Origin of the sequence: Nocardioides houyundeii (genome assembly GCF_002865585.1) — a bacterium.
Lineage (GTDB): Bacteria > Actinomycetota > Actinomycetes > Propionibacteriales > Nocardioidaceae > Nocardioides > Nocardioides houyundeii.
In genome coordinates, this window is record NZ_CP025581.1 from 2,028,305 (window position 1) to 2,047,720 (window position 19,416).

The 19,416-nt window shown below is 70.8% G+C and carries 20 protein-coding genes; 6 read left to right on the plus strand and 14 right to left on the minus strand.

Going from position 1 to position 19,416, the window contains the following annotated elements; all coding sequences use genetic code 11:
- The first annotated feature begins 23 nt into the window (after positions 1-23).
- Together C0R66_RS09740 and cphA are read left to right on the plus strand one after the other, a co-directional pair.
- Positions 24-1,094, plus strand: coding sequence for a cyanophycinase (locus C0R66_RS09740; RefSeq protein ID WP_101524526.1), 1,071 nt, complete (start codon positions 24-26; stop codon positions 1,092-1,094).
- Positions 1,091-3,874 carry a cyanophycin synthetase gene (gene cphA, locus C0R66_RS09745; protein WP_101524527.1) on the plus strand — a complete coding sequence of 928 codons (2,784 nt, stop codon included), beginning with the start codon at positions 1,091-1,093 and terminating at the stop codon, positions 3,872-3,874. Before C0R66_RS09740 ends, cphA begins: the two co-directional genes overlap by 4 nt.
- Before the next feature lie 38 nt (positions 3,875-3,912).
- Here cphA and C0R66_RS09750 read toward each other — a convergent pair whose 3' ends face one another.
- Genes C0R66_RS09750 through C0R66_RS09765 form a run of 4 tightly spaced genes read right to left on the minus strand, consistent with a single transcriptional unit; the run spans position 3,913 to position 7,428 of the window.
- Positions 3,913-5,595 carry a Mur ligase family protein gene (locus C0R66_RS09750; RefSeq protein WP_101524528.1) on the minus strand — a complete coding sequence of 561 codons (1,683 nt, stop codon included), beginning with the start codon at positions 5,593-5,595 and terminating at the stop codon, positions 3,913-3,915.
- Positions 5,596-5,642: 47 nt separating this feature from the next.
- On the minus strand, positions 5,643-6,413 hold the full coding sequence (gene fabI, locus C0R66_RS09755; protein WP_101524529.1) for an enoyl-ACP reductase FabI: 771 nt from the start codon (positions 6,411-6,413) through the stop codon (positions 5,643-5,645).
- Between the two features lie 11 nt (positions 6,414-6,424).
- On the minus strand, positions 6,425-7,165 hold the full coding sequence (gene fabG / locus C0R66_RS09760) for a 3-oxoacyl-ACP reductase FabG (RefSeq protein ID WP_101524530.1): 741 nt from the start codon (positions 7,163-7,165) through the stop codon (positions 6,425-6,427).
- 50 nt (positions 7,166-7,215) lie between these two features.
- Positions 7,216-7,428 carry a dodecin gene (locus C0R66_RS09765; RefSeq protein ID WP_101524531.1) on the minus strand — a complete coding sequence of 71 codons (213 nt, stop codon included), beginning with the start codon at positions 7,426-7,428 and terminating at the stop codon, positions 7,216-7,218.
- A 43-nt stretch (positions 7,429-7,471) separates the two neighbouring features.
- On the opposite strand from C0R66_RS09765, the gene C0R66_RS09770 reads away from it, so the two are divergent.
- Positions 7,472-7,798 carry a DUF3099 domain-containing protein gene (locus tag C0R66_RS09770; protein WP_101524532.1) on the plus strand — a complete coding sequence of 109 codons (327 nt, stop codon included), beginning with the start codon at positions 7,472-7,474 and terminating at the stop codon, positions 7,796-7,798.
- Positions 7,795-8,025 carry an acetone carboxylase gene (locus C0R66_RS09775; RefSeq protein ID WP_240311702.1) on the plus strand — a complete coding sequence of 77 codons (231 nt, stop codon included), beginning with the start codon at positions 7,795-7,797 and terminating at the stop codon, positions 8,023-8,025. Before C0R66_RS09770 ends, C0R66_RS09775 begins: the two co-directional genes overlap by 4 nt.
- On the opposite strand, the gene moaA is transcribed toward C0R66_RS09775, so the two are convergent.
- Positions 8,008-9,000, minus strand: a complete 993-nt coding sequence (moaA, locus tag C0R66_RS09780) for a GTP 3',8-cyclase MoaA (RefSeq protein ID WP_101524533.1) — start codon at positions 8,998-9,000, stop codon at positions 8,008-8,010. The genes C0R66_RS09775 and moaA overlap by 18 nt on opposite strands.
- A 57-nt stretch (positions 9,001-9,057) precedes the next feature.
- On the opposite strand from moaA, the gene C0R66_RS09785 reads away from it, so the two are divergent.
- Complete coding sequence (locus C0R66_RS09785; protein WP_101524534.1) at positions 9,058-9,906, plus strand: SURF1 family cytochrome oxidase biogenesis protein; 849 nt, start codon at positions 9,058-9,060, stop codon at positions 9,904-9,906.
- Between the two features lie 89 nt (positions 9,907-9,995).
- Here the strand turns inward: C0R66_RS09785 and C0R66_RS09790 are convergent, their stop codons facing one another.
- From C0R66_RS09790 to abc-f, 3 genes are read right to left on the minus strand one after another with little or no spacing between them, the layout of a single operon-like run.
- Positions 9,996-11,882 carry an ABC transporter ATP-binding protein gene (locus C0R66_RS09790; RefSeq protein ID WP_101524535.1) on the minus strand — a complete coding sequence of 629 codons (1,887 nt, stop codon included), beginning with the start codon at positions 11,880-11,882 and terminating at the stop codon, positions 9,996-9,998.
- 34 nt (positions 11,883-11,916) lie between these two features.
- Positions 11,917-12,711, minus strand: coding sequence for an enoyl-CoA hydratase/isomerase family protein (locus C0R66_RS09795; protein ID WP_101524536.1), 795 nt, complete (start codon positions 12,709-12,711; stop codon positions 11,917-11,919).
- A 41-nt stretch (positions 12,712-12,752) separates the two neighbouring features.
- Positions 12,753-14,351: a ribosomal protection-like ABC-F family protein gene (abc-f, locus tag C0R66_RS09800; RefSeq protein WP_101524537.1), complete on the minus strand. Its 1,599-nt coding sequence runs from the start codon at positions 14,349-14,351 to the stop codon at positions 12,753-12,755.
- Positions 14,352-14,420: 69 nt separating this feature from the next.
- Between abc-f and ypfJ the strand changes: the two genes are divergently transcribed.
- Positions 14,421-15,368 (plus strand): KPN_02809 family neutral zinc metallopeptidase, encoded by a 948-nt coding sequence (ypfJ, locus tag C0R66_RS09805; RefSeq protein WP_101524538.1) that lies wholly within the window; start codon positions 14,421-14,423, stop codon positions 15,366-15,368.
- Here the strand turns inward: ypfJ and C0R66_RS09810 are convergent, their stop codons facing one another.
- The 6 genes from C0R66_RS09810 to C0R66_RS09835 are packed head-to-tail and all read right to left on the minus strand — an operon-like array spanning position 15,369 to position 19,415.
- Positions 15,369-16,271 carry a phosphotransferase gene (locus tag C0R66_RS09810; protein WP_101524539.1) on the minus strand — a complete coding sequence of 301 codons (903 nt, stop codon included), beginning with the start codon at positions 16,269-16,271 and terminating at the stop codon, positions 15,369-15,371.
- 29 nt (positions 16,272-16,300) lie between these two features.
- On the minus strand, positions 16,301-16,903 hold the full coding sequence (locus C0R66_RS09815; RefSeq protein ID WP_101524540.1) for an acVLRF1 family peptidyl-tRNA hydrolase: 603 nt from the start codon (positions 16,901-16,903) through the stop codon (positions 16,301-16,303).
- An 11-nt stretch (positions 16,904-16,914) separates the two neighbouring features.
- Positions 16,915-17,301, minus strand: coding sequence for an ASCH domain-containing protein (locus C0R66_RS09820; protein WP_101524541.1), 387 nt, complete (start codon positions 17,299-17,301; stop codon positions 16,915-16,917).
- Positions 17,302-17,308: 7 nt separating this feature from the next.
- Entirely contained in the window at positions 17,309-17,686 is a 378-nt protein-coding gene (locus C0R66_RS09825) for a metal-sulfur cluster assembly factor (RefSeq protein WP_101524542.1), read from the minus strand.
- A complete protein-coding gene (gene sufU, locus C0R66_RS09830; RefSeq protein WP_101524543.1) occupies positions 17,683-18,147 on the minus strand; it encodes a Fe-S cluster assembly sulfur transfer protein SufU in 465 nt (154 codons plus the stop codon). Before sufU ends, C0R66_RS09825 begins: the two co-directional genes overlap by 4 nt.
- Positions 18,148-18,152: 5 nt before the next feature.
- Complete coding sequence (locus C0R66_RS09835; protein ID WP_101524544.1) at positions 18,153-19,415, minus strand: cysteine desulfurase; 1,263 nt, start codon at positions 19,413-19,415, stop codon at positions 18,153-18,155.
- Between the last annotated feature and the right edge of the window lies 1 nt (position 19,416).

A 19,416-nucleotide genomic window follows, 5' to 3' on the forward strand; every position in this document is an offset into this window, starting at 1 on the left:
TGACAGGCACTAGCCTCCGTGTCATGCCAGATCACGCCGCAGGTCCCCTGATGATCATCGGCGGGGCGGAGGACAAGCTCCGCCGACGCACCATCCTCAAGGAGTTCGTGACCCGGTCCGGCGGTGCGCAGGCCAGGATCGTCGTCATCCCGGTCGCGTCCTCACTGGGTACCGAGATCGTCGAGCTGTACGACGCGGTGTTCACCAAGCTCGGCGCCGGCCAGGTGGTCGCGGCCCGTCCGAGCAGCCGGGACGAGGCCCATGACCCCGACCTGGTGGCGCTCCTGGAGGACGCCACGGGGATCTTCATGACCGGCGGGAACCAGCTGAAGCTGTCAGGCATCGTGTCCGGCACCCCGTTCGGGGACGCCATCGTCGCTGCGCATCGGCGCGGTGCCGTGGTCGCGGGGACCAGCGCCGGGGCCAGCATCCAGTCCTCACACATGGTCGCGTTCGGCGTCGGCGGCGCCACGCCCAAGCAGCGGATGACCCAGGTCGCCGCAGGGCTCGGCCTGGTCGGGTCCGCAGTGATCGACCAGCACTTCGAGCAGCGCAACCGCTACGGGCGGCTGCTGATGATCGTGTCCCAGTCCCCGCAGCTGCTCGGCATCGGCGTCGACGAGGACACGTGCGCCGTCGTCGACACCGTCGACGGCCGGCAGCGGCTGCGAGTGCTGGGCCGAGGCGCGGTGACCATCCTCGACCCGGCCCGGATGACCACGAACGCCCACGAGGCCGCGCGCTCGACCCCGTTGCTCAGCAGCGGGGTGATGCTGCACGTCCTCCCCGAGGGAGCGGTCTTCGACCTGGGCGATCGACGCCTGGTGCCGCAGGACCCCGTGCTCGACGAGGAGGAGGTCCAGGGGCTGGCCGAGGCCGAGCACGACCTGCGGACCATGGCTCGCGACATCGCTGCCTCAGACGCCTCGCCGAGTACTCTGCGACGCCGAATGGCACGCAAGCGTCCCGTCCCCGGGCTCGCCCCCGGCGGCCTGGACACCACGCCACGCAGCACCACCCAGGACAGCAGCCACGCCACCATCCACGACACCGACCACGACACCGACCACGACACCGAGGGAGACGCCCGATGAGCGAGCGACCGACGCCCGACCTGGCCATCCTCGAGACGCGGGTCTACCGCGGTGCCAACGTCTGGTCCTACGAGCGGGCCATCCACCTGGTGGTGGACCTCGGCGTGCTCGAGCAGTTCCCCACCAACACCCTGCACGGCTTCACCGAGGAGCTCCTCACCATGCTGCCGGGGCTGCGCGAGCACTCCTGCTCGCGCGGGCGCCGCGGCGGGTTCGTGGAGCGACTGACCGAGGGCACCTGGCTCGGCCACGTGGCCGAGCACGTCGCCCTGGCCCTCCAGCAGGTCGTGGGACACGACATCCGCCGCGGCAAGACACGCGGCGTCAAGGGGCAGACCGGTGTCTACAACGTCATCTACGCCTACGTCGACGAGCAGGTGGGTCTCGCGGCCGGCAAGCTCGCCGTACGCCTGGTCAACCACCTCGTGGACGCCGACCCCGAGTTCGACTGGGCACACGAGCTGGAGCAGTTCATCCTCCGTGCCGAGCGCACCGCCTTCGGTCCCTCGACCCAGGCGATCCTCGACGAGGCGGTCTCCCGCGACATCCCCTGGATCCGGCTCAACCAGCACTCCCTGGTCCAGCTCGGCCAGGGCGTCCACGCGAAGCGGATCCGCGCGACCATGACCTCGAGCACCTCCGCGATCGCCGTGGACATCGCCTCGGACAAGGACCTCACCACCAAGCTGCTGGCGGCCGCGGGACTCCCGGTGCCCAAGCAGGAGTCGGTGCGCACCGCCGACCAGGCGGTCCGGGTCGCGGAGCGCATCGGCTACCCGGTGGTCGTCAAGCCGCTGGACGGCAACCACGGTCGCGGCGTCTGCCTCGACCTGCGCGACGAGCAGGCAGTACGAGACGCCTTCGAGATCGCCCTGGGGCAGTCCCGCGGCGGCTGGGTCATCGTCGAGAGCCTGGTGCTGGGCAAGGACTACCGGTGCCTGATCATCGACGGCCGCCTCGCCGCCATCGCCGAGCGCGTCCCCGCCCACGTCGTCGGTGACGGCCGGTCCAGCGTGGAGCAGCTGGTGGACCTCACCAACGCGGACCCGCGCCGCGGCGTGGGCCACGAGAAGGTGCTGACCCGGATCAAGATCGACGCCGGTGCGGAGGAGGTGCTGGCCGCCCAGGGGCACTGCCTGACCTCGGTGCCCGAGGAGGGCGAGATGGTCAAGCTCGCCCTGACCGGCAACATGTCCACCGGTGGCATCTCGATCGACCGCACCTTCGAGGCCCACCCCGAGAACATCGAGATCGCGGAGGAAGCGGCCCGGATGATCGGGCTGGACATCGCCGGCATCGACTTCATCTGTCCCGACATCACCGAGCCGGTCCGCGAGACCGGCGGGGCGATCTGCGAGGTGAACGCCGCACCCGGGTTCCGCATGCACACCCACCCCACGATCGGGGAGCCCCAGTTCATCGCCAAGCCGGTGGTGGACATGCTCTTCCCGGCCGGGACGCAGAGCCGGATCCCGATCGTCGCGGTCACGGGCACCAACGGCAAGACGACCACCAGCCGCATGATCAGCCACATCTTCAAGGGCATGGGACGCAAGGTCGGGATGACCTCGACCGACGGCGTGGTGATCGACGAGCGCCTCCTCATCAAGGCCGACGCCTCCGGACCTCGCAGCGCCCGCATGGTGCTGCAGAACCCCCGCGTCGACTTCGCCGTCTTCGAGGTCGCTCGCGGCGGAATCCTGCGCGAGGGACTCGGCTACGAGCGCAACGACGTGGCCGTGGTCATCAACGTGCAGCCGGACCACCTCGGCCTGCGCGGCATCGACACCGTGGAGCAGCTGGCCGACGTCAAGGCGGTGCTGGTCGAGGCCGTCCCCCGCGACGGCCACGCCGTGCTCAACGCTGACGACCCGCTGGTGCGGGCCATGAAGCGCAAGTGCTCCGGGGAGGTCGTCTGGTTCTCCATGGAGGAGCCCGGCTCGGAGGTGCGCGAGATGATCGACTCGCACTGTCGCCGGGGCGGCAAGGCGCTGGTGCTGAACCCCTCCGAGCGTGGGGAGATGATCGTGGTGCGCCACGGGCGCCGCGAGATGCAGCTGGCCTGGACCCACCTGCTGCCGGCCACCTTCAGCGGCCGGGCGCGGATGAACGTGCAGAACTGCCTGGCCGCCGCGGCCGCCGCGTTCGCCGCGGGAGCCCCGCTGCACGACATCCGACAGGGGCTGCGCACCTTCTCCACCAGCTACTACCTGTCCCCTGGCCGGCTCAACGAGGTCGAGGTCAACGGCGTCAACGTCATCGTCGACTACTGCCACAACGCTCCCGGCATGCGGATGCTGGGCGACTTCGTCGACCGGCTCGGCGAGTCGATGGAGTCCTCCCACGACCTCGCCCGGCCTTCGCGCATCGGCATCATCGCCACCGCCGGGGACCGGCGCGACGAGGACATGCGCGAGCTCGGGCACGTGGCGGCCCAGCACTTCGACGTCCTCGTCGTCCGGGAGGACGACTCCCTGCGTGGCCGCGCGCGGGGCGAGGTCGCAGGCCTGGTGGCAGAGGGCGTGCGCACCGCGATGGAGGAGGGCGCCCGTTGCAAGCGCATCGAGACCGTGCTGGACGAGATCAGCGCGGTGAGGCGAGCGATGAGCCACGCGAACCGCGGCGACCTGGTGGTCGTGTGCGTGGACCAGCACGGCGCGGTGATGTCGGAGCTGGAGAACTGGTCCAACACCGCGCACGCCGGGGCTGGCGCCTCGGAGGAGAACCCGACCGCGGACCCGGACTACACCCCGCCGGTCACCGAGGCTCAGGGAGCCTGAGGCAGGCCGCCTGAGGCGGGCCGCCTGAGGCAGGTGTCTCAGGCGGCCGCCTGGACCTTCGCGTGCAACGCCTCGGGCGAGTCCGGGGTCCCGCCGTGCGCGGCGATCCAGTCGTAGCACTCCTGCCGTTCGGCGTGGCACATCAGGCCGACCACGTCACCGGGCCGCGCCTGGGCGACCAGCGCTGCCAGGCACTCGACCTCGGTGGGCCAGGACTCCAGCTCGGTGACGCCCACGCGGGCGGCGCCCTCCCTCAACAGGTCGTCGAGGTCCTCGCGCGTGCGGTCGCGCAGGTAGCGGTCCTTGTGGCCGATCGCCACGACGTCGCTGTCGCGCGCCCCGATCTCCCCCAGCATCGCGATGAGCTCGTCGGTGCGGTCACCCACGGCACCCAGGCCCAGCAGCAGTCGGGACCCCGGGGCCCGGACGCCGTTCATGATCTCGATCATCGCCTCGAGCCCGGCCTCGTTGTGTGCCAGGTCCATCACGACCGAGAAGCCGTCGATGCTGAAGAAGTTCATCCTGCCCGGGTTGTGCTCGGCGTCGGGCCGGAAGGTCCGCAGGCCCTGCGCCACGTCCTCGCGGGTGATGCCGATCGCCAGCGCGGCCGACGCTGCGGCCAGCACGTTCTCGACGTTGTACCGGGAGAGCCCCGCGAGCGTCATCGGGACGTCCACGACCGCGACCAGCGGCTCCGGATCCGCCCCCGGCTCCTGGGTGCACACCCAGCCGTCGATGACGGTGGTGGCCCGGCCACCCTCGTCGAGCACCGCCCGCAACGAGGGGGCATCGGGGTCCCGGGAGAACACCCAGGGCCGTGCCTTCAGCCCCGTTCGCATGGCGAAGACTCGCGGGTCGTCGCCGTTGAGGACCGCCCAACCGCCCTTGCGGGTGATCCCCGGCACCACGGCCTTGACCTCCGCGAGCTGGTCCACGGTGTCGATCCCTTGCAGCCCGAGGTGGTCGGCGGTCACGTTGGTGACCACCGAGACGTCGTTGTGGGTCAGGCCGATGCCCTTGAGCAGGATGCCGCCACGCGCGGTCTCGGTGACCGCGAGCTCGACCTCGGGGTGCGCCAGGATCCGGCCGGCGCCGCTCGGACCGGAGTAGTCCCCCGCCTCGATGAGCGCCCCGTCGATGTAGACGCCGTCGGTGTTGGACCATCCGACGAGCTGCCCCGCGCCGCGCGCGAGGTGGGCGATCATCCGGCTCGTCGTGGTCTTGCCGTTGGTCCCGGTGACGGCCACCACGGGGATCTTGGGGTTGATGGTGCGGGGCCGCTCACCGGGCACGGATGCTGCCACCTGGGCGGCCGCCGTACTGACCACGTGGTCGATGTCGGAGCTGGGCAGGGCGTCGAGGACCTCGGCCACCGCTCGGCCCAGGGCCTGGGCACGCTCCCGGCGACGCCACGGGAAGGCCACCACCACCTGACGGGGGTCGCTGGTGGGACGGACCCGCACCGCCAGCTTGCGGGTGCCGGCCTCGGCCGCCACCGCGCGCACCAGCCGTTCCACGGCGCGCAGCGCGAACCGTTGCCGGAACCCCGACTGCGCGCTGCCGGGCCGGGCGCTGCGGAGCCCGATGCGGGCGGCGAAGCGCAGCGCCCGCTCCTCGTCGGCGTCCGAGATGGCTCCGACGTCCAGGGTGAGCTTGATCGCGGCACGGGGGAAGTACAGATTGGGTCCTTCCAGGACCCTCAGCTCGACCAGTGAACTCATGGAGCGAACCGTAGCCAAGGGCTACGGCGCCGCTCTCGCCGCCCGGGTCAGAGGCCCATCGCGTGGAACCCGCCGTCCACGTGCACGATCTCCCCCGTGGTCGCGGGGAAGAAGTCCGAGAGCAGCGCCACCACCGCACGAGCCGTCGGCGTGTGGTCGGTCTCGTCCCAGCCGAGGGGGGCGCGTTCCTTCCAGGCCGACTCCAGGTCCTCGAACCCGGGGATCGCCTTGGCGGCCAATGTCTTGAGGGGACCGGCCGAGACGAGGTTGCAGCGGATGCCGTCCGGCCCCAGGTCTCGCGCGAGGTAGCGCGACGTCGACTCGAGGCCCGCCTTCGCCACCCCCATCCAGTCATACGCCGGCCAGGCGGTGGTGGCGTCGAAGGTGAGCCCGACCAGGGAGCCACCGGATCCCATCAGCGGGCGTGCCGCCACCGCCAGCGACTTGAGCGAGTACGCCGAGACCTGGACCGCCTGGGCGACGTCCTCCCAGGGCCCGGAGAGGAACTTGCCGCCGAGCAGGGTCGCCGGGTTGCCGTAGGCGATCGAGTGGACCACGCCGTCGAGGCCGTCGACGTGCTCACGCACCTGCTCGGCGAGGGAGTCCAGGTGAGACTGGTCGGTCACGTCGAGCTCGAGCACCGGCGGCTCGGTGGGCAGCCGCTTGGCGATGCGTCGGGTGATGCCCAACGCCCGCCCGAAGTTGGAGATGAGCACCTCGGCGCCCTGCTCCTGGGCCACTCGCGCCGTGGCGAACCCGATCGAGCTCTCCATCGTGACGCCCGCGACGAGGATCCGCTTGCCGTCCAGAATTCCCATGTCCCGCTCCCTCAATGTCCCATGCCGAGGCCGCCGTCGACCGGGATGACTGCCCCGGTGACGTAGGCCGCTCCGTCTGAGGCGAGCCAGGTGACCGCCGAGGCGACCTCGTCCGGCGTCGCGTATCGGCCCAGCGGTACCTGGGCCCTGATGGTCTCCCGCTGCTCGTCCCCGAGCACCGCGGTCATGTCGGTCTCCACGAAGCCCGGGGCGACCACGTTGGTGGTGATGCCCCGGCTGCCGAGCTCCCGGGCCAGGGAGCGCGCCATGCCGACGAGGCCCGCCTTCGAGGCGGCGTAGTTGACCTGGCCCGCTGATCCGAGCATCCCCACCACCGAGGAGATCAGGATGATGCGCCCGCGACGCATCCGCAGCATTCCCCTGGCGGCCCTCTTGGCCAGTCGGAACGATCCCGTCAGGTTGGTCTCGATCACCGAGGACCAGTCCTCCTCCGACATGCGCAGCAGCAGGGTGTCGGAGGTGATCCCGGCGTTGGCCACGAGCACCTCCACGGGTCCGTGCTGCTCCTCGATGATCGCGAAGGCGGCATCCACCGCGGCGGGATCGGTGACGTCGCAGCGCAGGTGCAGCGCACCTTCCGGTCCGCCCCCGGAGCGACTGGTGACGGCGACGCGGTCTCCCGCGGCCAGGAAGGCCTGGGCCACCGCGCGACCTATCCCGCGGTTGCCCCCGGTGACGAGGACGGACCGAGGGGCTCGGACTTCAGGCTGGGCGGGTGTCGGCTGGGTCACGCCACCAGACGCTAGTGATTACCCAGGGGTACGCGAAAAGGGCTGGACCGCTACTCGTCCTCGAGCCGGAAGCCGACCTTCATCGACACCTGGAAGTGCTCCACCTGCCCGTCCTTCGCCTGGCCCCGCACCTGCGTCACCTCGAACCAGTCGATGTGGCGCAGCGTCTTCCCGGCTCGCTCGATCCCGTTGCGGATGGCCTGGTCGACCCCCAACGGGGAAGTGCCGACGATCTCGGTGACTCGGTAGGTTCGATCTGACATGGCTCCGACTCTAGCGATTCCGGCGCCGACGTAGACTCCTCCCATGTCAAGCAGGCGCCCCTCCCCGGACGGCGACCCCGTCCGGATCACCACGGCGGCGACCAACCGCCAGGAGGAGATCTCGCACCGGCAGCGCCGATACGTCATCTCCATGACGATCCGCACCGTGTGCTTCCTGGCCGCCGTCGCCGTCGGGCCGGGTTGGCTGCGCTGGGTGCTGATCGCGGGGGCCGTGCTGCTGCCCTACGTCGCGGTGGTCCTGGCCAACGGCACCGACAACCGGTCCGACGCGTTCGCGCTGCGCGGCGCCCCCGCGGGTCACGAGCTCCCGGGTCGCTCCCCGGGCTCGCTGCCGGGGGGTCCGGAGTGACCGCCTCCGTGCCGCCGGTGGAGCCGGACACCTGCTCGGCGAAGGGCTGCACCGCGCCCGCCGTGTGGGCGCTGCTGTGGAACAACCCCAAGCTGCACACCCCGGAGCGTCGCAAGACCTGGCTGGCCTGCGAGACGCACCGGTCCTCGCTGGCGGACTTCCTGGGCGCACGAGCCTTCCTCAAGGACGTGGTCGCGCACCCGTCGGAGTCAGCCGCCGATCGCTGACATCGGCCGGTCCGGCTGGAGGAACGACGGGTCGTCGATGCCGTGGCCGGCGAGCTTGCCGCGCATGGCCACGATCCACCGGTCAGCGAGCTCCTGGTCGCTCGCTCCGGCGCGCATCGCGGTCCTCAGGTCGGACTCCTGCCGGGCGAACAGGCAGTTGCGCACCTGACCGTCGGCGGTGAGGCGCACCCGGTCGCAGTCGCCGCAGAACGGCCGGGTCACCGACGCGATGACTCCCACGGTCCCGGGACCACCATCGACCAGGAAGAGCTCCGCGGGATCGCTGCCGCGCGGCTCCACGGCCGGCGTCAGGGTGAACTCGCGGTCCAGGGCGGCGAAGATCTCCTCTGCCGTCACCATCGCCGTACGGTTCCAGGCGTGCTGGGCGTCCAACGGCATCTGCTCGATGAAGCGGAGCTCGTAGCCGCGCTCCAGGCACCAGCGCAGCAGCTCGGGCGCCTGGTCGTCGTTCACGCCCCGGAGCAGCACCGCGTTGACCTTCACCGGCCCCAGGCCGGCAGCCTTGGCCGCAGCGAGGCCGGCGACCACGTCGTGGAACCGGTCCCGGCGGGTGATCTGGGCGAACGTGTCGCTGCGCACCGTGTCCAGGCTGACGTTGACCCGATCCAGCCCTGCCTCGCGCAGGGCGACCGCGGTGCGCTGGAGTCCGAGCGCGTTCGTGGTGATCGACGTCTCCACGCCGCCCAGGTCATGGGTACGACGGATGATGTCGACCAGTCCGCGGCGTACCAGGGGCTCGCCCCCGGTGAACCGCACCTCTCGCACCCCCAGCATCCGGACGCCGATGGTCACCAGACGGACGACTTCGTCGTCGCTCAGCGTTGCCTCGTCCGGCAGCCACTCCAGCCCTTCCGCCGGCATGCAGTAGGAGCACCGGAGGTTGCACCGGTCGGTCAGCGACACGCGCAAGTCGGTCGCGACCCGACCGTAGAGGTCCTCCAGAGGCTGCACCATCTCTCGAGCATAGGTGCTGGCGCCACATCGCTACAGGGGCAGAGTTAACCTCGGGTTGTGCATCGTCTGGGGTTTCTGGTCAGCAAGCGGTGGGCCCTCTTCTTCGTGGCGGTGGTGGTCCTCTCGTACGTCGCGGTTCTGCTCGGACAGTGGCAGTTCCACCGCCTCGACGACAGGCGCGCGCGCAACGAGGTCGTCGAGCGCAACGAGAACCTGCCGCCCGCACCGGTCTCGGAGGTCCTGAAGGTGGGCGAGCCCGCCCAGGCCGCCGACGAGTGGCGCCTGGTCCAGGCCACCGGCACCTACGACGCCGACGACACCGTCGTGGTGCGCTACCGCACTCGGGACAGCAAGTCCGGCGTCCAGGCCGTGGTCCCCCTCGACCTTCCCGACGGCACCACCCTCCTGGTGGACCGTGGCTGGTGGCCCACCGCCAACCGCGGCGACGTGCCGGACGACCTCCCCGCTCCCCCGTCCGGCGAGGTCACCGTCACCGGCTGGATCCGGCTCGACGCCGAGGGCGACAGCACCCAGGTGGTGGACCACAGCACGCGTGCCATCGCCAGCGAGGCGATCGGGCAGGCATTGGACCGTGACGTGCTCGGCGGGTTCATCGCCGCCCGGACCGAGTCTCCCGAGCCGGCCACGCCGCTCTCCCCCACCGAGCTGCCAGAGCTGGACGAGGGCCCGCACTTCTTCTACGGGCTGCAGTGGTGGTTCTTCGGTGCGCTGGCCGTCTTCGGCTTCTTCTACCTGCTCTACGACGAGCTGCGGGACCGACGCGCGCCGACGCAGCAGGGGCACCGCCGCTCGGCCCGGCGAGGCGACAGGGAGCGCCCGGGCCAGCCGGCGGACGTCCCGTCCCGCGACTCCCGCGACGGAGCGCAGGACACCGCTCGGCTCTGACCCGCCCCAGCCGCGCACATGCACCCCCAGGGCGCCCCGCGCGGCCGACCCACCGCCCCGAAGGTGCATCTGCGCCTCGGGGGGCGCGGTCAGCTCAGCTGAGGCGCGGAGGGCTCGGAGAAGTACTGCTGGCGGTAGAGGTCGGCGTACAGGCCGCCGGAGGCGAGCAGCTCCTCGTGCGTGCCGGACTGCACCACCCGCCCTGCCTCGACCACCAGGATCTGGTCCGCCTGCCGCACGGTGGAGAGCCGGTGCGCGATGACCAGGGAGGTCCGGCCCTCCAGCGCCGTCTCGAGCGCTCGTTGCACCGCCGCCTCGGACTCGCTGTCCAGGTGGGCGGTGGCCTCGTCGAGGACGACGATCGAGGGCGCCTTGAGCAGCAGTCTGGCGATGGCCAGCCGCTGGCGCTCGCCGCCGGAGAGCCGGTAGCCCCGGTCCCCCACGACCGTGTCCAGGCCGTCGGGCAGGGTGCGGACCAGCCGAGCGATCTGCGCCGCCTCGAGGGCCTGCCAGATCTCCTGGTCGCTGGCGCCAGGGCGGGCGTAGACCAGGTTGGCGCGGATCGTGTCGTGGAACATGTGCGCGTCCTGGGTGACGTAGCCGACCACGGCCTCGAGGGACTCCAGGGTGACGTCCCGCACGTCGTGGCCACCCACCCGGACCGCGCCCGCGCCGACCTCGTAGAGGCGGGCGACGAGGTGGGTGATGGTGGTCTTCCCGGCACCTGAGGGCCCCACCAGCGCCACCATCTGGCCAGGCTCGGCGGTGAAGGTGACGTCGTGCAGGACCTCGCCGGACTCCCGGGACTCGGGTCGGGCCACCCCCTCCAGGGAGGCCAGCGAGATCTCGTCGGCGTGGGGGTAGCGGAAGGCGACGTGGTCGAACTCCAGCCGGGCAGCCGTCGGCGGCAGCGAGATCGCGTCGGGCTTCTCCTGGATGCTGGAGGGCAGGTCCAGCACCTCGAAGACCCGGTCGAAGGAGACCAGTGCGGTCATCACGTCGATCCGAACGTTGGACAGGCTCTGCAGCGGGCCCAGGAGCCGCAGCAGCAGGATGCCCAGCGCCAGCACGGTGCCCAGCGACAGCGAGCCGGAGATCACCATGTGACCGCCGACCCCGTACACCAGGGCCGTGGCCAGGGCCGGGACCAGCAGCATCGTGGCCATGAACACCCGGGTGATCAGCGAGATCCGAATCCCGAGGTCCCGGACCCGTCCGGCCTTGGACGCGAAGACCCGGTCCTCGACGTCGCTGCGGCCGAAGAGCTTGAGGAGCAGGGCGCCGCCGACGTTGAAGCGCTCGGTCATGGCGTTGCCCATGTCGGCGTTGCCGTCCATCTGCTCACGGGTGAGCCCGGCGAGCCGCCCGCTCACCCAGCGGGAGGCAGCGAACAGGATCGGGAACAGCAGCAGGCACAGCAGGGTCACCTGCCAACTGAGGAACAGCATCGTGACGCCCACGACCAGCGCCGACACGACGCTGGACACGGTGGTGGACAACGTCGAGGTGAACGCCCGCTGGGCGCCGATCACGTCGTTGTTCAAACGGGAGACCAGGGCGCCGGTCTGGGTGCGGGTGAAGAACGCCAGCGACTGTCGTTGCACGTGGGCGAAGACCTTGGTGCGGAGGTCGAAGATGAGACCCTCGCCGATGCGCGAGGACAGGTACCCGGCGGCGACCGTGAGCAGCGCTCCCAGCACCGCCACCAGGGCCATGCCGAGCGCGAGCCAGGTGACGAGTCGGGAGTCGGCCTGCCGGATGCCGTCGTCGATGAGCCGCTGGACCAGCAGCGGCGAGGCCACCACCAGCGCGGAGTCCACGACCGTCAGCACCAGGAAGGCGGCGATCACCTTCCGGTGCGGGCGGGCGAACTCCAGGACCCGGCGCAGGGTGTCGCGAGTCAGGTGCGACCCGTCCAGCCCCCGATCGGTGCGCATGTGCCGGAATGCCGGCCCCATCCCCATCTGCAAGGACATCGTCGTCCCTCCTCCGCGGCCTGCGCCGCTCTGCTCAGGTCCGGCTGGAGATCCTGGCGATCTCCCGGAACCTACGTACCTGGGCTTCCCGCTCGAGCCGTCGCTGCTCGTCCAGGTCGCGGTCTGCTGCGCCCTGCAGGAGCTTCTTGGTCTCCCGTACGGCGTCGGGCAGAGGTGCTGTCAGGGCCCCGGCGAGCTGGGCGACCGCGCCGTCCAGGTCACCGGCCGGAACCGACGCCTGGGCGAGCCCGATGCGCACTGCCTCCTCGGCACCGACCATCCGCGCCGTGGCACAGATCTCCAGCGCCCTGGCGTATCCAACAGCCTCGACCAGCGGTTTTGTTCCCGTGAGGTCCGGGACCAGGCCCAGTGCCGACTCCTTCATGCAGAACTGGGCATCGTCGGCGACCACCCGCAGGTCGCAGGAGAGCGCGAGCTGGAAGCCGGCGCCGACGGCGTAGCCGCGCACTGCCGCGATGGAGACGAAGCGCGGGTCCCGCAGGAAGGTGAACCCCTGCTGGTAGACCTCGATGGTGGCCGAGATCTCCTCGTCGGTCCCGGCCAGGAGGCCTGCCACGGTCTCGGTGTCCCCACCGGCCGCACGCGGGTCGAGCATCGCCTTGTCGAGCCCGGCGGAGAAGGTCTCCCCAGCACCGGTGACGACCACCACCCGCACCGACTCGGGGAGCTGCCCGCCCAGCGCTCGCAGTGCCCGCCACATGGCAGGCGTCTGGGCGTTGCGGACCTCGGGCCGGTCCAAGGTGATGGTGGCGACGGGGCCGGCAAGGTCGTAGCGCAGGCCGACGGTGGCGAGTTCCTCGGGAGTCATGGTGAGATCTTAGGTTACTCGCGAGTACGGTACGAAACGGCTCAGGCCAGCGACACCAGGTCGGCGTAGCTCTCGTTCCACAGGTCCTCGTCCCCGTCGGGGAGCAGCAGCACCCGGTCCGGCTCCAGCGCCCTCACGGCCCCCTCGTCGTGGGTCACCAGCACGATCGCTCCCTCGTAGGTGCGGATCGCGGCCAGCACCTCCTCGCGCGAGGCGGGGTCGAGGTTGTTGGTCGGCTCGTCGAGCAGCAGGACGTTGGCGCTGGAGACCACCAGGCTGGCCAGCGCCAGACGGGTCTTCTCACCGCCCGAGAGCACCTTGGCCGGCTTGTGGGCGTCATCGCCGGAGAACAGGAACGAGCCCAGCACCGAGCGCGCCTCGGTGTCGGTGAGCTGGGGCGCGGCACTCTGCATGTTCTGCAGCACCGTCCGCTCGGTGTCGAGCGTCTCGTGCTCCTGGGCGTAGTAGCCGATCTTGAGTCCGTGCCCGGGGATCACCTCACCGGTGTCGGGCTTGTCCACCCCGGCCAGGATCCGCAGCATCGTCGTCTTGCCCGCGCCGTTGAAGCCCAGGATCACCACGCGCGATCCCTTGTCGATGGCCAGGTCGACGTCGGTGAACACCTCCAGCGAGCCGTAGGACTTCGACAGCTCCTGGGCGGTGAGCGGGGTCTTGCCGCAGGCGGCCGGCGCGGGGAACTTGATCCGCGCCACCTTGTCGCTCTGCCGCTCTCCCTCGAGCCCCGACATCATCTTCTCGGCTCGCTTGAGCATGGACTGGGCTGCCGTGGCCTTGCTCGCCTTGGCACGCATCTTGTTGGCCTGGTCGGTCAGCGTCTTGGCCTTGGACTCGGCGTTGGCGCGCTCGCGCTTGCGGCGCCGCTCGTCGGTCTCCCGCTGGGTGAGGTAGGCCTTCCAGCCCATGTTGTAGACGTCGATCGTCTCGCGGTTGGCATCGAGGTGGAGGACCTTGTTGACGGTCGTCTCCAGCAGGTCGTTGTCGTGGCTGATCACGATCAGCCCGCCACGGTGGGCCTTGAGGAACTCGCGCAGCCAGATGATGGAGTCGGCGTCGAGGTGGTTGGTGGGCTCGTCGAGGAGCAGCGTCTCGGCGCCGGAGAACAGGATCCGGGCCAGCTCGACCCGACGACGCTGACCACCGCTGAGCGTCTTGAGCGGCTGGGTGAGCAGCCGGTCCGCGATGCCGAGGCTGCTGGCGATCTGTGCCGCCTCGGACTCCGCGGCGTAGCCGCCTCCGGCGTGCAGCTCGTTGTCGGCGCGCGAGTAGCGCTTCATGCCCCGCTCGGCCACCTGGGGGTCGTCGCTGCCCATGTCGCGCTCCGCCTCGCGCAGCCGCCGTACGACGTCGTCGAGCCCGCGGGCAGACAGGATCCGGTCGCGGGCCAGGGTCTCGGGGTCGCCGATGCGCGGGTCCTGGGGCAGGTAGCCCACCTCGCCGGTGGTCAGCACGGTGCCAGAGGCTGGCTGCGCCTCTCCGGCGAGGATCTTGGTGAGGGTCGTCTTCCCGGCGCCGTTGCGGCCGACCAGTCCGACCTTGTCCCCTGCTGCGACTCGAAAGCTGACGTCCTGCATGAGGAGTCGCGCTCCCGCGCGAACCTCGAGGTTCTGAGCTGTGATCATGAGGGTACTCAGTCTACGTATCCTCTGCCTGCCTCCCTCATCGGCGACGTCCCTCCGGAAGGACCCTTCATGCGCTTCAACCCCAAGGCCGACATCAGCCGCGGTCGTGTAGGCGACGCGGGCAGGGGCAGCGGAGGCATGGGCGGGGGCGGGATGCGCCTCCCGATGCCCGGGGGCGCCAAGACCGGAGGTGGCGTCGGCGGTCTCGTCATCATCGTGCTGTTCGTCGTGCTCACCCAGTGCCTGGGCGACGGGGGAACCACCGGTGCGGGAGGCGGCACCGGGCTGGACAGCGGCGGCCAGCAGGGCACTGCTGCGGGGCTGCAGGCCGACGGCGAGCGCTACGCCCACTGCCAGAAGGGCGCCGACGCCGCCGAGGACGTCGACTGCGCGCGCAAGGCGGTGGCCGTCTCGCTCGAGGACTACTGGACCTCGACCCTGCCCCAGCAGGGCGGCACCGACCTGACGCCGGCGCAGATCATCACCTTCAGCGGCTCCGTCGACACCGGCTGCGGCCAGGCGTCTTCCCAGGTCGGCCCGTTCTACTGCCCCTCCGACCAGCAGATCTACCTCGACACCACCTTCTTCAATGACGTCCTCGAAGGCCAGCTCGGCGGCGAGGGCGGCGACTTCGTGGAGCCCTACGTCCTGGGCCACGAGTACGGCCACCACATCCAGAACCTGCTCGGCACCATGGGACGGGTCCGCACCCAGCAGGGCCCGGAGTCCGACGCGGTGCGGCTGGAGCTGCAGGCAGACTGCTTCGCCGGCATGTGGACCCGCGACGCCAGTGACGGCGACGGCATCTTCCTCGACCTCGACGAGGGTGACATCAACGAGGCGCTGGACTCGGCCAAGACCGTCGGCGACGACCGCATCCAGCAGCAGTCGGGCGGTCGGGTGGACCCCGAGGGCTGGACCCACGGCTCCTCGGAGCAGCGGATGCGCTGGTTCATGACCGGCTACGACAAGGGCACGCTGAGGGCGTGCGACACCTTCTCCGCCAAGCAGCTCTGATCAGGTCAGCAGCGCCTCGATCTGGGTGAACTGGCGCTGCATCGCCAGCAGGTACGGCGCAACGCTGGGGTGGCGGAACTTGCCGGCCAGGGCGCCCTCTCCCCCGGCGACGCGGGCCAGCGCCCAGTCGGCCCGGGTCAGGACCGTGTAGACGGCGGTGACCCGAGCCGCCAGCATCACCTGTTCGGGCGAGGCGAGACCGTCGGGGAGCCCGGTGAAGTAGGCGATGAACAACGGCTCGAAGGCTTCCCGGGTCGACAGGGACAGGTAGCCGAGGTCTCCCCCCACGGGCCCGCGGCCGAGGGTGGACCAGTCGACGGCGACCACGTCGTCGCCCTGGTGCCCCAGCAGGTTGGCCGGGACGGGGTCGCCGTGCTGGGGGACCTGGGGCAACGCGGCGACCTGGCCGAGCAGCGCCTCACGACGCAGCCACAGGTGATGGGCCACGTCCGCGACCGGGGTGCGGTCCAGGGTCGCCCAACCGCCACGCCGCTCGACCTGGGACAGGCGCGCGCCGAGCTGGTCGCGCGCCAGCCACGGCAGGTCCGGCACCTCAGCCTGGGCGAACCGCCCCACGGAGCGCGCCAGGAACAGACCGGAGCTGCCTGCCTCGGGGACCCGGCGATGCACCAGCGTGATGCCCTCGGCGTCCTCGCGGACCCGCACCAGCTCTGCCTCGCGCAGTCCCGGGGTCCCGGCCACCACCCCGGACTCGGCCACCTCGGCGGCACGCCGCCAGTACGCCGGGTGCGTCGGCTGGAGGTATTCGGGCGGGTCGTGCGGGGTCGGTGCCAGGAGCCGTTTGACCACCACGTCGCCGTCGTCCTCGTGCGCGACCCACACCCCGAGCGTGGACGGGCCAGCGCCGGGTAACCGCTGCCAGCCCGGCTCGGGTCGCCACATGTCGACATCCTGACAGAGCCGGGAGCCGATCAGGCGTTGTTCACCTCGACGCGCGCCGCCTGGGCGTCCGCGATCGCCTTGTCCAGCACCGAGCGCCTCGGGTCCGGCACGGGGAGCCACTCCCCCACGACGCGCATGCCACGCAGCCGTGGGTCCGCGAGCACCTCGGCGATCGCCGTCCGGTCGCCCCCGGTGACCAGCAGCCCGGGGCGCAGGATCCGCACTGCGTGCTCGGTCGCAGCCTCGTACGCCTGTCGCGCCTGGTTGTCCCTGCGGCGGGCGAACCGCTGCTGACTCTGCCCGCCGGCCTTGGTGCGGCCCTGCACGTGGCGCTGTCCGATCTTGTGCTCCACCAGGTCCGCCCCCGAACAGCGGGCCACCGCGAACCCGCCCTTGCGCACCAGCAGCACTCCCCAGTCCTGCGGTGGCGCCAGCGCGGCCACGAACTCCGCGACGTCGGGGCCCGCGGCGTACACCCGGGACCAGGGCAGCCGCGCGCGGAAGGTCGAGCCGTCGGCGCCGACCCCGCTCAGCTCGCCCTGGCTCACCTCGAGCGTCACGCTCCCGTGCCGCAGCGAGAAGTTCTCCACCCACCGCGGCACCCGGCTCGCCGGTAGGAGCAGCGAGGACACCGGCTCGCGGCTCAGTGGCCGGCCGCGTAGAGCACGGAGAAGTGCTCCACGACGTCCCCCTGCACCACGTCCACCGCGGTGGTGGCCACCAGCGCCCGCGGCTGACCCCGACCATCCAGGACGATCCCCAGCGCTCCCACCTCCGGCAGCGGCTCCTGGGCTGCGACGTAGTCGGCCTGGGGGGTGCTGGTGGACGTGCGCGACCCGTCGAGCAGCGCGTCGAGGGTGCGGTCGGCCTCCTCGGTGGTCTCGCCGAAGGACCACACCGGGGGTCGCACCGACTCCAGGGCCGTGGGGCCGAAGTAGCCGGGCATGTGGTTGAGCTTGGCGTGGAACTTGGCCAGGTTCCAGAAGTCGTCGACCTCGGTCGACGACTCCTGGTGCGGCGGCAGGGTCACCGCCGGGTCAGACGTTGAAGCCGAGGGCGCGCAGCTGCTCCCGGCCGTCCGGGGTGATCTTGTCCGGGCCCCACGGCGGCATCCAGACCCAGTTGATCGCCACGTCACCGACCAGCCCCTCGAGCGCCGAGTTCGTCTGGTCCTGGATGACGTCGGTCAGCGGGCAGGCAGCCGAGGTCAGGGTCATGTCGATGACGCAGTTCGAGTCCGCGTCGAGGTGGACCCCGTAGACCAGGCCGAGATCGACGACGTTGATCCCCAGCTCGGGGTCGACGACGTCCTTCATCGCCTCGGTCACGTCCTCCAGCGAGACTGACGACGATCCGGAGGCCAGAGCCTCCACGTCGACCTCGGGAAGGTCGGAGTGGGTGGTGGTCTCGTTCATGCTTTCTCCTCCGGTGTTGTCGATCCGAGCACCTGCGTGCACGCGTCCTTGAACGCCATCCACGACAGCAGTGCGCACTTGACCCGTGCGGGGAACTTCGCGACGCCGGCGAAGGCGATCCCGTCCTCCAGGACCTCCTCGTCCGGCTCGACCTTGCCCTTGCCCTGCATGAGGGTCAGGAACTCCTGGTGGATCCCCATCGCCTCGTCCACGGGGCGACCGATCACCAGGTCGGCCATCACCGAGGTCGAGGCCTGGGAGATCGAGCAGCCCGCGGCGTCGTAGGACACGTCGGCGACGGTGTCACCCGCCAGCTGCACGCGCAGCGTGATCTCGTCGCCGCACGTCGGGTTGACGTGGTGCACCTCGGCGCCGAACGGGTCGCGCAGACCGGCGTGGTGGGGGTTCTTGTAGTGGTCCAGGATGATCTCCTGGTACAGCGAGTCGAGCTCCGCGGACATCGCCCTCACCCGACCTTGAAGTAGGAGCGGGTGTAGGCCAGGCCCTCGACGAGGGCATCGATCTCCGCGGGCGTGGTGTACAGGTAGGACGACATCCGGGTCGAGCTCTGCACCCCGAAGCGGGCGTGGGCGGGCTTGGCGCAGTGGTGCCCCGCCCGGACCGCGATCCCCCGGGTGTCCAGCACCTGGGCCACGTCGTGGGGGTGCACGCCGTCGATCTCGAAGGCGATGGCACCGCCGCGGGCGGCGGCGTCCAACGGACCCAGCACCCGCAGACCCGGGATCGTCCCCAGGCCCTGGAGCGCGTACGCCGTGATCGCCTGCTCGTGCGCGTGGATCGCCTCCATCCCCACGGCTGCGAGGTAGTCGACGGCGGCGCCGAGGCCCACGGCCTCCACGATCGGCGGCGTCCCGGCCTCGAACTTGTGCGGGATGTCGGCGTAGGTCGAGCGCTCCATGCTGACGGTCTGGATCATCTCGCCCCCACCGAGGAACGGCGGGAGCTGCTCCAGCACCTCGCGGCGGCCCCACAGCACACCGATGCCGGTCGGTCCGACGACCTTGTGCCCGGTGAAGGCCACGAAGTCGGCACCGGAGGCGACCACGTCGACCGGGAGCTGGGGCGCTGCCTGGGAGGCGTCGACCACCACCAGCGCGCCGACCTGGTGAGCCAGGGCGGCGATCTCGGCCACCGGGTTGATGGTGCCCAGCATGTTGGACACCCAGGTGAAGGAGACGACCTTGGTGTGCTCGTTGATCAGCTCGCCCAGGTTCGACCGCTCGAGCTGGCCGTCCTCGGTCAGGCCGATCCAGCGCAGCGTGGCACCGGTCCGCTGCGCGAGCAGCTGCCACGGCACGATGTTGGAGTGGTGCTCCATCTCGGTGATGAGGATCTCGTCGCCCTCACCGACCTGGAGCGGGCCACGAGCCCACGCCAGGGTGTTGGACACCAGGTTCAGCGCCTCGGAGGCGTTCTTGGTGAAGATCACCTCGTCGCGTGACGGCGCTCCGATGAAGTCGGCCACCTTGTCGCGGGCCGCCTCGAAGGCCTCCGTGGCCTCCGCCCCGAGCGCGTGCATCGCTCGGGAGATGTTGGCGTTGTGGTGCTCGAGGTGGTCGACCATCGCATCGATGACGCACTGCGGCTTCTGGGAGGTGTTGGCGCTGTCGAGATAGACCAGCGGCTGCCCACCCGCCACCGTGCGCTCGAGGATCGGGAAGTCCTTCCGGATGACCTCGAGCTCGGGGAGCAGACCTGGGAGGGTCATG